The organism is Bittarella sp. HCP28S3_D9, assembly GCF_052065655.1.
GTDB lineage: Bacteria > Bacillota > Clostridia > Oscillospirales > Ruminococcaceae > Bittarella > Bittarella massiliensis.
Window position 1 is genome coordinate 82,100 of the sequence record NZ_JBQHTP010000011.1, and the last position, 10,917, is coordinate 93,016.

8 protein-coding genes and 1 pseudogene are annotated in these 10,917 nt (G+C 66.5%); 4 read left to right on the forward strand and 5 right to left on the reverse strand.

Going from position 1 to position 10,917, the window contains the following annotated elements:
- Positions 1-152: 152 nt before the first annotated feature.
- Entirely contained in the window at positions 153-806 is a 654-nt protein-coding gene (locus ACTNAU_RS07610; RefSeq protein WP_441098042.1) for a GNAT family N-acetyltransferase, read from the reverse strand.
- Positions 807-810: 4 nt separating this feature from the next.
- The gene (locus ACTNAU_RS07615) at positions 811-1,539 is read right to left on the reverse strand and encodes a Bax inhibitor-1/YccA family protein (protein WP_216401730.1); all 729 of its coding nucleotides are present in this window, start codon (positions 1,537-1,539) and stop codon (positions 811-813) included.
- Between the two features lie 295 nt (positions 1,540-1,834).
- On the opposite strand from ACTNAU_RS07615, the gene fucO reads away from it, so the two are divergent.
- A complete protein-coding gene (gene fucO, locus ACTNAU_RS07620; RefSeq protein WP_256136482.1) occupies positions 1,835-2,989 on the forward strand; it encodes a lactaldehyde reductase in 1,155 nt (384 codons plus the stop codon).
- A 126-nt stretch (positions 2,990-3,115) separates the two neighbouring features.
- Here the strand turns inward: fucO and ACTNAU_RS07625 are convergent.
- Both ACTNAU_RS07625 and msrA read right to left on the reverse strand, forming a co-directional pair.
- Positions 3,116-3,556 (reverse strand): annotated as a pseudogene (locus ACTNAU_RS07625) (nicotinamide mononucleotide transporter); the annotation flags it as partial.
- Between the two features lie 149 nt (positions 3,557-3,705).
- The gene (gene msrA, locus ACTNAU_RS07630) at positions 3,706-4,791 is read right to left on the reverse strand and encodes a peptide-methionine (S)-S-oxide reductase MsrA (protein WP_441098043.1); all 1,086 of its coding nucleotides are present in this window, start codon (positions 4,789-4,791) and stop codon (positions 3,706-3,708) included.
- Between the two features lie 362 nt (positions 4,792-5,153).
- On the opposite strand from msrA, the gene ACTNAU_RS07635 reads away from it, so the two are divergent.
- A complete protein-coding gene (locus ACTNAU_RS07635) occupies positions 5,154-5,741 on the forward strand; it encodes a sugar O-acetyltransferase (RefSeq protein WP_185914798.1) in 588 nt (195 codons plus the stop codon).
- Between the two features lie 1,249 nt (positions 5,742-6,990).
- On the opposite strand, the gene ACTNAU_RS07640 is transcribed toward ACTNAU_RS07635, so the two are convergent.
- Positions 6,991-8,721, reverse strand: coding sequence for an adenine deaminase C-terminal domain-containing protein (locus tag ACTNAU_RS07640; protein ID WP_441098044.1), 1,731 nt, complete (start codon positions 8,719-8,721; stop codon positions 6,991-6,993).
- A 191-nt stretch (positions 8,722-8,912) separates the two neighbouring features.
- Here ACTNAU_RS07640 and ACTNAU_RS07645 point away from each other — a divergent pair, with 191 nt between their 5' ends.
- Together ACTNAU_RS07645 and ACTNAU_RS07650 are read left to right on the forward strand one after the other, a co-directional pair.
- Positions 8,913-9,818 (forward strand): helix-turn-helix transcriptional regulator, encoded by a 906-nt coding sequence (locus ACTNAU_RS07645; protein ID WP_441098045.1) that lies wholly within the window; start codon positions 8,913-8,915, stop codon positions 9,816-9,818.
- 150 nt (positions 9,819-9,968) lie between these two features.
- Complete coding sequence (locus ACTNAU_RS07650; protein ID WP_441098046.1) at positions 9,969-10,871, forward strand: DUF3795 domain-containing protein; 903 nt, start codon at positions 9,969-9,971, stop codon at positions 10,869-10,871.
- Positions 10,872-10,917 lie beyond the last annotated feature (46 nt).

The following is a 10,917-nucleotide window of genomic DNA, read 5'->3' on the forward strand; positions in this document are numbered from 1 at the left end:
AATGACTTCCACTTTCAGCTTATTCCCTTAAATCTCCCTTTTCAACGGTTTATTAGACAAGATTTGTACAGCATTTTTAGAACAGCCCACAAAATTCTCCCATCCGTCAAAAAAGCGCCCCGTTCCCATGTGGGAACGGGGCGCTTTGCCAGTCAGTCGTCGGGGAGATAGCGGGCGGCGGAGCGGGCAAATCGCCGCTGGGAGGGGGTGCCCTCCACCCGCTCCTTTGGGGGAAAGCCCCTCTCGAAGGCCAGCAGGCCCGCATCGCCGGGAGAGAGGGAGAAGGCCTCCGCCTCGCAGTAGCGGCCGGCGACCCCCGACAGCCCGCCGGGGCGCAGCTCTCTTGCCAGCAGGGCCGCGTGATAGCGCCCGTCGCGCAGGCGGATGCCGAAGGCCTTGCCGGTGCGAAAGCCAAAGCGGCGGTAGTAGTCGGGGTCGCCGGTGATGACCACCCCGCCGTACCCCAGCTCGGCGGCCAGCGGGAGGGTGGCCTCGATGAGGGCGGAACCCACCCTTTGCCCCTGCCAGTCGGGCAACACCCCGATGGGGCCAAAGGTGGCCACCGGGCGGCGCACCCCATCCGCCCCTGTCACCAGGGCCTGGGAGTAGGCGATCACTCCCACCGGGCGACCGGCCGCCAGGGCCACCCAGTCCAGGCCCGGCAGGTAGGCGGGATCCCCTCGCAGCCGGTGCAGCAGGTAGTGCTCCACGCACCCGGGGGCGAGGAGGTTCCAAAAGGCCTCCCGCACCAGCTCCTCGGTGGCGCGGTATTCTCCCCGCCGGGTGGGGCGCAACACAATGTCCACCGCCCTACTTCCGGCGCTTGCCCAGCAGCCGCAGCAGATAGAGGAAGATGTTGATGAAGTCGAGGTAGAGGTTCAGCGCCGAGTAGATGGAGATTTTCTTGAGCATCTCCCCATCGCCCTCAAAGCTGTAATAGTAGTCCTTGGCCCGCTTGGCGTCGTAGGTGGTGATTCCCATGAAGAGGGCCAGGCCGATGAAGCTGACGGCGATGTCCAGCCCCGAGAGGCGAAAGACCATCGACAACACGGTCATCACCAGCAGCCCGATCAGGCCGCAGGTCACCAGGCCACCCAGGCCGGAGACGTCCTTTTTGGTGATGATCCCCGCCGCCGCCATCGCCCCGAAGTAGACGCAGGCCGCCAAAAAGAGGAGGATGGCGCTGGGCACGTCGTAGAGCAAAAAGAGGGAGGAGAGCACCACCCCGGTGGTGGCCGCGTAGGCCAGGAAGATGGCCCGGGCCGCCCCGACGCTGAACTTGTAGAGGTTGCGGCTGAGGACCGCCACCATCACCAGCTTGGCCACCACCATGGCGATGAGCAGGTAGGGGCTGGCAAAGACATAGTAGAGGGCGCCGGTGGCATATACCGCATAAGAGGTGACAAAGGTGATGGCCAGGGCCAAAAACATCCAGCCGAAGGTGGCTGCCAGGTGCTTGTAGACGGGTTCTCTCTGCAGGGGGGCGGAAATCGGCTCCTTGCCGGGTTCGATCCATTCGCCGGTCTGGGTATCGTACATGGTCGCTCGCTCCTTTTTCTGGTGGGCTTTGTCGTCCGGGGGCGCGGGCCGCCCGGCAGTTGGCTCTATTATAGCAGACTTTTCCAAAAATCAAAAGAGCGCGGTCCCAAACAGCGGATCCGCCCCCAAACTGCACAAAAGAAAGCGCAAAAGTTCAGCGTCTTTTTGGCAGAAATATGTATATTCTATCTATATTTTCTATTTTTGTTAATAGTTTGTTATCATATATATACTACACTAAAGGTGTTGAGAGGATCCAAATCCCAACACAAATAACAGCGGGAGGGTTTGACAAATGATTCAGAGAATGCTGCTCAACGAAACGTCCTACTTCGGGCCTGGGGCCATTGAAAAAATCCCCGACGAGGTGCGGGAGCACTGTTGGGAAAAGGCCCTCATCGTCACCGACCGGGACCTGATCCGCCTGGGGGTGGCGGCGCGGGTGACCCACATCCTGGACGAGAACAAAATCAAATACAGCCTCTTTGACGACATCCACCAGAACCCCAGCATCGAAAACGTGCAGCACGGGGTGCAGACCTACCACTTTGTCAAGGCCGACTGCATGATCGCCATCGGCGGCGGCAGCGTCATGGACACCGCCAAGGCCATCGGCATCATCGCCAACAACCCCGACTACGACGACGTTCTCTCGCTGGAGGGGCGGCCCCTCACCCTCAATCAGGCCGTGCCCATCGTGGCGGTCCCCACCACCGCTGGCACCGCCGCCGAGGTGACCACCTCCTACACCATCACCGACGTGAAAAACCGCCGCAAGATCGTCTGCAACGACCCCCACAACATCCCCGTGGTGGCCATTGTCGACCCCGATATGATGGCCGGCATGCCCAAGGACCTGACCGTGGCCACCGGCATGGACGCCCTGACCCACGCCATCGAGGGGTATATCAGCAAGGGTGCCTGGCCCATGAGCGACATCTTCACCCTCAAAGCGGTGGAACTCATCGGCCGGTCGCTGCGCAAAGCCGCCCTTGAAAACGACCCGGAGGCCCGCAGCAGCATGGCCCTGGGCCAGCACCTGGCGGGGATGGGCTACTCCAACGCCGGGCGGGGCGTCGTCCACTCCCTGGCCCACGCGGTGGGCGGGGTCTACGGCACCTCCCACGGGCTGACCAACGGGGTCATCCTCCCCTGGGCGATGGAGTTCAACGCCGAGTGCACCGGCGAAAAGTACCGCGACATCGCCAAGGCCATGGGGGTGCACGGCACCGCCAACATGTCGCCGGAGGAGTACCGCAAGGCCGCGGTCGACGCGGTGCGCCAACTGGGGGCCGACCTGGGGGTCCCCGCCAACCTGGGCGCCCTGGGCGTCAAGGCGGAGGACGTCCCCTTCCTGGCCCAGCAGGCCATGAGCGACGTCTGCACCGCCGACAACCCGCGGGAGACAAGCCAGGCCGAGCTGGAAGAGCTGCTCAAAGCGATGCTCTGATTTCCCACGCCGCCGCCAAAGAGAGAGGGGTTGCGCCCCCTCCCACAAAAAAGGGCTCCCCTTTGGGGGAGCCCTTTTTTCGCTTCCTCGGGCCTCGCTCTGCCGGACCTGCACCCTTCGCCAGTTGACAGACACGTAGAGGTCGCCAGCCAAAAACACGGCAAAACAGATGGCCGCCGAGAGGTAGGAGGGATCTGTCAAAGGGGCCAGCCCCCACAGGGCGATCGGCACCAGGCCGTTGGCCGCATAGGCCAGCGCGCAGTGGGGATTTCGCCGAAAGGCGAGATAGACGGCGGGGAAACTGGTGGCAACAGAGAGGGTGTTCACCCCCAGGTCGGCCGTGTGAAAGGCCCTCAAAATAGAGAAAAACGCCGCGGTGACAGCCGCCGCCAGGGCCAGCATGACGGCGCCCTCTCCCCGCTTCAACCGGTCCACCCTCACCTCTGCGGAGAGGGCGATCAGCAGCACCGACGAGCAACACAGCAGCCTCTCTGCCCTTGTGAAGTAGTTGGACAGCGCCTTTCCGTTCACTGCAAGCACTTCCAAAAAAAGCATCCGCTCGCACATCTTCAAAGACCTAGCGATGTGCAGGCGAATGCTTTTCGCACCCTTTGCCCGGTGGCAAAATAACTTTTTACGAACTAGCACAGCCTTCGCCAAAACACGGGGGCGGGCCGCGCCCCCTTTAGAGGCTTTGCCCAGCGGGTGCCAGAGCTCTATCCCCCTCGCCCGGGCCGCCAACAGGCGGTTTGAGGGGGCGGGTCCTCACTCCCCCGCTCTTCCAGCCGGGCGAGGTAGGCGCCATAGCCCTCCTCCGCCATCCTTTCCCGGGGAATGAAGCGGAGGGCGGCGCTGTTGATGCAGTAGCGCAGGCCCCCCGTCTGCGCCGGGCCGTCGTCAAAGAGGTGCCCCAGGTGGTTGTCGCCCCCCTGGGAGCGGACCTCCACCCGCTCCATGCCAAAGCTCTCGTCCCGGTGCTCGGTGAGGGCCGCCCCCTCCACCGGGCGGGAGAAAGCGGGCCAGCCGCAGTCGGAGGCGAACTTGTCGCAGGAGAGGAAGAGGGGCTGGCCGGTGGCGGCGTCCACGTAAAGACCGTCGTCAAAAAAGTCCCAGTAGGGGTTTTCAAAGGCGGGTTCGGTGCCGTTTTCGCGCAGCACCCGGTACTGCTCGGGGGGCAGCTCCTCCCGCAGCACCTCCTCCGGCGGGTTTTTCCACCCCCGCTCCCCCGTCTCTCTGGGCGGGGGATTGGCTGCCTCGGCCCAGCGAAACTGCGCGGGGCCGATGTGGCAGTAGCCCTGGGGATTTTTTTGCAGGTAGTCCTGGTGGTACTCCTCCGCCGGGGCGTAATTTTTCAGCGGCTCCACCTGGGTGACCACCGGGGCGCTGTATTGGGCCTGCACCCGCGCAACCGCCCGGCGGATGGCGGGGAGGTCCCCCTCCCGCAAGTAGAAGATGCCGGTGCGGTACTGGCTGCCCATATCGCCCCCCTGGCGGTTGCGAATGGTGGGGTCCACCGCCCCAAAATAGCACTCCAGCAGCCCTTCCAGGGGGAGGACGGCCGAATCGTAGCGGACCATCACCGCCTCGGCGTGGCCGGTGTTGCCGTAACAGACCGCCTCGTAGCTGGGGTTTTCGCTAAAGCCGTTGGCGTAGCCCACCTGGGTGGCCGTGACCCCCCGAATGAGGGAGAGGTACTTCTGCAGCCCCCAAAAGCAGCCGCCGGCCAGGCAGATGGCGTCCCCCTCGGCTGAAAGGGGGGCCGGGCGCGCGGGCTCCCGGGCGGAAAACAAGCGGTGTCTCATCTCTTTTAAAACCTCCTTGAAAAGCGGTGAAACCGGGTTCCCCCGGCGGAGAAATATGGTATAATAGCCACGAAGCAGCTATGATACCGGGGATTGGCCGGGCAGATGCGCAGACGCCGTTTGCCCCTGCCCCACGGCCAAATCCCCCTGCGCGCTCGGCGCTGGCGGGACAATGGCCGCAGCGCGGCCGGTGCGCCGAGGCGGCCGAACAGGTGGGCAGGCGGCGTCTGTCCCCGCCCGGCGGTGGGCGGCAAAGGCGGCTTCTGACCCTGGCGGCAGAGCGCCGGCCAGGGGGCGACCGCCGCCCTCCCCCACAGCGCGGGGCAGGGCGGACAGGACAAAAAAGGAAAGGCGGCAGAGAGATGTACGACACCCCTCCCCTGCGAGACAATTACGGCGGCTACACCAAGCCCTGGTGGGAAAAGGCCTACAAGCCCGGCCAGCTGCTCTACGACTACAACCAGACCCGGATCGACGAGCTGGAGCGCCGGCGGCAGATCCTCGAGGAGATGCTGGGCGACATCGGCGAGCGGGAGCTGATCACCCCGCCCTTTTACTGCGACCAGGGCGAAAACGTCCACATCGGCCGGCAGTTTTATTCCAACTACAACTGCATCCTCCTGGACGGGGAGCGCATCGACATCGGCGACCGGGTCCTCTTTGGCCCCAACGTCACCGTCTGCACCTTCCGCCACCCCATCCACCCCGACGAGCGCTACGGCCCCGACGGCAGCACCACCATCACCCTGGAGCCGGTGGTGATCGAGGACGACGTCTGGGTGGGCGCCAACTGCTTTATCGGCCCCGGGGTGCGCATCGGCCACGGCTCGGTGGTCGGCGCGGGGAGTGTGGTCTTGAAGAGCATCCCCCCCATGTCGGTGGCCGCCGGCGTCCCCTGCCGGGTGATCCGCCCCATCACCGACGACGACCGGGTGGAGCGCCCCCTCTGACAAACCATTCATCAAAAGCCTGGAGCGGCCGCTCCAGGCTTTTTTTGCCCTTCTCTCTCATTTTCTCCCCCGGCGGGCGGGTTATTCCCCCACATCCAACCCGGCGGCCTGGTCCTCGGCGCAGGACCGGGTCTGGGCCCACCGCGACGGGGTGCACCTGCTCCCACCGGTTCAGCCGCCCCCGCCAAAGCCGGCGATATCCCGGCAAAAGCAGCGGGTGAGCCGGCGAGGAAGGTGGACAGTCGTCTCTCCCCGTCCACCAAAAAATGGATGAAATTTCAAATTCCACCGCCGGGCCGGGGCTGCCGTCGGCCTGTCCAAAATGACAAATGGGGCGTCTCTGTAAAGGGCCCCGGCTGCTCCCCTGGGCTTCGCCCGAGCAGCGGCGCCTCGCCTGTTTGGGGGAGAGGGCCGACCGCCGCTCGAGCCGCCGACACCAGAGCCGGGCCGACCCCACCGCCAAAAGGCCTGCCGCCAGGGTGCATCCGGCCGCCCCAGCGGCCCTCGTCGCATTTTTCTCTCTCCCCTCACCCGCTCTCACCGGGGAGGACACAAGCCGGCTGCGGTGCGGCCCGGCGACTCACCGGCCGCGGGTGTCCACCTCCTGGCAGCCCGGGAGCGCCGCCCGGGTCCGCCGCACCAAACAGCTGCGGCGACAGGCGAAGAGCGCCCCTGCACGGCCCGTTCCGCCCCCCTTGCAGCCGGACGATCCCTGCGAACAGGCCGTCAGCCCTCTGCGGCGCGCCAGTGGCAGCCGCATCCCTTTGCCTCAGCCCAGGCGACCCCGATTGGCGGGCACCCGCATCGCCCCTCCTCCGGCAGCAGCAGGGCCGGGGCGATGTGTGCCGGGTGCCCGGCCGCACCCGGTCGAGGGCGGCAAAGAACTTCCTTTCATCTGTCGGTTTGAGGGGACAGCGCAGAACCTGCACGCCGTCCCCTCCGCCCGGGCAACCGCCGCGCCCGCTGACAGAGATGATTGCCGGCTCGCCTCCCAGATGCGCCGGGCAGTCTCGAGGTCGTTCCCGCCGGATATCTCGTTGCCCGGCAGCAGGATGTCTCCGCGGAAATTTTGCTCCCAATCAAAAAAGAGGAGCGCGTGGCCGCCAGGACAGGCCGTCCCTTCCCCACCGGCCGCGGGGGCGTGCCCACTCCTCCTGCCCGCCGCCGCGGAGAGAGGCGGACAACTTTCCATCGCCCCAAGGCGACACCCGGAGCGCGCCCCCCTCTACCAATCTCTCTTTTCCCCCGCTCATTCCTCGCAAAACAGGGGGACGACCGCCCCTTTGGCCACGTCCACCAACCCCTTGTCGGTGATTTTCAGAGCTGGGCTCACCGGCAGCGAGAGGGTGCACAGGGACATCACCGGCTCGTAGTGGCGGTACCCCAGTCGGCGCAGGGCGCTCTGCACCCCCCGCAGCTGGGCGCCGATGACCTCCATCGGCTCCTCGCTCATCAATCCCGCCACCGGCAGGGGGATCTCGGCCAGGATATTGCCGCCCTCGGCCACCGCCATCCCCCCGCCCAGCTGGCGCACCCGCTCGGCCGCCAGGGCCATGTCGGCGGCGCTGTGGCCCACCGCCATCAGGTTGTGGTGGTCGTGGGCGTAGGTAGTGGCCACCGCCCCCCGCTGCAGCAGGTCGCCGCAGGTAAATCCGCGGCCCACGCCGCCGCCCCTGCCGTGGCGCTCAAAGACGCAGACCAGGGCCGCGCCGCTGCCCTGCCAGTCCACCAGCCCCCCTCGCACCGGCAGGGAGAGGTGCTCCTCGGCGGTCTGGGTCCTTAGGCGGCTGACCCCCATGGCCCGCACCGTCACCCGCTGGGCCCCCTGGGGGGCGGGCACCCGAAAGGCCTCCTCCCCGATGGGGGACAGCTGCACCGAGCGGTAGAAGTGGGGCGGGAACATCCCCGCGCGGCTGCGGGTGGGGGCCGGGGCCGCCGCGTCCCACACCAGCCGCCCGGCCTTGTAGGTGCGCTGGGGCAAAAAGTCCTCGGCCCGCTCGGAGAGCAGCACCATGTCCGCCAGCCGGCCGGGGGCAAGGGCCCCCCGGTCGTACAGCCGCATCCGCCGGGCGCCGGTGTAGCTGGCGCAGTAGATGGCCTGTTCCAGGGGCATCCCCAGCTCTACCGCCTCCCTCGCCAGGGCGTTGAGGTGGCCCCGGTCGACGAGGGCGTCGGCCATGGTGTCGTCGGTGACAAAGGCGGTCTGCTCGTAGAGGCGGTTTTGCACGATGAACTCCACCACCTCGGGCAGCAGCATCTTCCGCTGCAGCTCGAAGAACATCCCCTTAAAATAGCGGTGCTTCACCTCCTCCAAGTCGTGCTCGGTGTGGTCACTGTCGATGCCGGTGAAGAGGTAGCGGGAGAGGTCGATCCCCTTGAGACGGGGGCAGTGCCCCTCCAGGGGGAGCGCCGGGGCCCGATCGCGCAGGTAGCGGGTGAAAACGTTGGGCTTGCAGTCGGGCTCGCTTAGCACCCCGCGGGTATCCATCACCTCGCCCAGACAGGCGATGCGGGGATCTTGGAGCAGCTCCTTCAGCTCCTCCAGCCCGATCTCGCCGCCGGTGGTCTCCAGCGCGGCGCTGGTGGAGGGCACCGAGCTGGGGATGCCGCAGAGCACCTCCACCGCGCTGTCAGGGGCGGCGTCGAGGATGGCGCGGATCCCCTCAAGCCCAAAGACGTTGGCGATCTCGTGGGGTTCGCTGACGATGGTGGTGACCCCGCAGCGGGCCAGGTAGTCGGTGAAGGGCAGCGGGGCAGCCATGCTGCTCTCGATGTGCATGTGCACGTCCACCAGCCCGGGGATCAGGCAGCGCCCGCCGCAGTCATAGCGCGCCGGGGCCGAAAACTTCTCCAGCCCCTCCTCCCCCAGGCCCACGTGGAAGATCCGCCCCTCCAAAACAGCCAGATAGCCATGGAAAAAGCGCTGAAAATAGCTGTTGTATATCCGGGCGTTCTCGAGGATCAAATCAACTGGGTACACGGCATACCACCCTTTCTGCAAACAGGCGGTCCGGCGGGGGCCGCACATTCCTTCTCTTTCCTGCATGATAGCACAGCGGCGGCAGGGGGGACAAGGGCCGCCGCTTGTCAATTTGCCGGGAATGCCGTACACTCTCTTCAGGGGGGCGCACAGCCGCGGCCCCAATTCGATTCGACCGGCGGGGTGAGCGCGTGAAAACAGATCGTCTGGTGGGCATTTTGACCTACCTCTTGCAGACCGACCGGGCCACCATGCCAGAGCTGGCGGCCCGCTTTGAGGTGTCCCGGCGCACCATCCAGCGGGACGTGGACGCCCTCTGCCGCGCGGGCATCCCCCTGGTGAGCACCCGGGGCAGCGGCGGAGGGGTCGCCATCATGGACGGCTACAAACTCGACCGGCGGCTGCTCAGCCCCGGTGAATTGCAGGGCATCCTCGCCGGGCTGCGGGGGCTCGACAGCGTCAGCAAGACCTCCTCGGCCGAGCAGTTTTTGCAGAAGGTCTCCGCCCGGGGGGAGGCCCCCCTCTCCCCCGACGGCGACCTGGTCATCGATTTGGCATCCTTTTACAAGGACAGCCTGTCCGAAAAGATCGAGCTGCTGCGCCGGGCCATCGCCCAGCGGGAGCTGGTGTGCTTTCACTATTACTACGGCAAGGGCGAGGCCGACAAGCGAGTGGAGCCCTACTCCCTGGTCTTCAAGTGGTCGGACTGGTACCTCTTCGGCTTTTGCACCCAGCGGCAGGTCTTCCGCCTCTACAAGCTGGGGCGGCTCTGGGCCCTGACCCCCGCCGGAGAGGGGTTTGTCCCCCGCCCGGTGCCGGCGGAAAAGCGCCGCTTCGGCAGCCAGATGCGCGATGACTACCTGGTCACCGCCCTCTACTGCCCGGCGGCCAAATACCGGCTGGTGGAGGAGCGGGGCCCCGACTCCTTTTCCGTCGCAGAGGACGGCCGCCTGCTGGCCCGCTGGGGGTTTGCCGGGCCGGAGGAGGCCCTCGCCTGGTTCCTCAGCTTCGGCGACGGGGCGGAGGTCATCGACCCGCCCCAGATGAGGGAACGGGTGCGCGAGGAGGCCGAAAAAATCGCCGCCCACCACCGCTGAATAGGACAGGCTGTTGTCCTGTTTGCCCTGCTACGATAGGGGGGAAATGACGGCGGCCCGCAGAGGAGGCGCCTTTGATGGTGGAACCCCGCTGCGGCCTCCCCTGTACCGGCTGCACCTGGGGGGAGCGCTGCGGCGGCTGTATCGAGATTGGCGGTCCCCCCCTTTCACGGGGCCTGCCCCCTGGCCCGGTGCCGCCAGGGCAGGGGCCATCCCCACTGCGGCGGGTGCCTCGCCTTCCCCTGCGCGCTGTCGGCGCGCCATTTCAGCGACCCCGCACACGGCGACACCCCGCCCGGCGCCCGCATCGAGCGGGGCCGGGCCTGGGCCGAAGAGAAGGAGGAGAGAAAAGCGGTGGAGATTTACAGCTACAGCGACTTTGTCGAGGGGCTTTTGGCGGCGGGGTTTGCCCTGGGCGGCAGCAACGCCGAGGGCATCTACACCCTGGTGCCCTGGGACTGGCGGGAACAGCCGCCCTACGACACCCCGGTGCGCTGGCACACCGGCGACCCCGAGACCGATCCCTGGGAGTGGCGGATGCGGGTGCTGACAGAGCGCGACGACATCGCCTACGGCAAGGTGTTTTTCAAAAAGAGCGGCTACATCACCCGGGCCTGGTACCCCTATTTCCTCGCCGCCCGCCGACAGGGGCGGACCCTTTTCGAGGCCTACGAGGAGGGACAGGTCAGCCGGGAGGCCAAGCGGGTCTACGAGGCGCTGCTGGAGGCCGACAGCCTCCCCGCCCACGAGCTCAAGCGCCGGGCCGGCTTCTCTTCCCAGGAGAAGGCCCCCTTTGAGCGGGCCCTGACGGAATTGCAGATGGGGCTTTACATCACCGTCTGCGGCCGGCAGCAAAAGCGCTCCCAAACCGGGGAGGCGTACGGCTGGCCCTCGGCCGCCTTCTGCACGGCCGAGCGCTTCTGGGGCTGCGGCCTGTTTCGCGAGGCAGCCGCCCTCTCCCCCCAGGGGGCGGAGGAGGCCATCGCCCGCCAGGTCTACCGCCTCAACCCCGAGGCGCCCCCCAAAAAGGTGCAGAAGTTCATCCGCGGGTAGGACCAAAACAGGGCGGCCCGGGGAAAGGGTCAAACCCCTTTCCCGG

Excerpts from the sequence above, each read along its gene's own strand:
- ACTNAU_RS07615 (WP_216401730.1), bottom strand. The coding sequence starts at position 1,539 with ATGTACGATACCCAGACCGGCGAATGGATCGAACCCGGCAAGGAGCCG.
- fucO (WP_256136482.1), top strand. The coding sequence starts at position 1,835 with ATGATTCAGAGAATGCTGCTCAACGAAACGTCCTACTTCGGGCCTGGG.
- msrA (WP_441098043.1), bottom strand. The coding sequence starts at position 4,791 with ATGAGACACCGCTTGTTTTCCGCCCGGGAGCCCGCGCGCCCGGCCCCC.
- ACTNAU_RS07635 (WP_185914798.1), top strand. The coding sequence starts at position 5,154 with ATGTACGACACCCCTCCCCTGCGAGACAATTACGGCGGCTACACCAAG.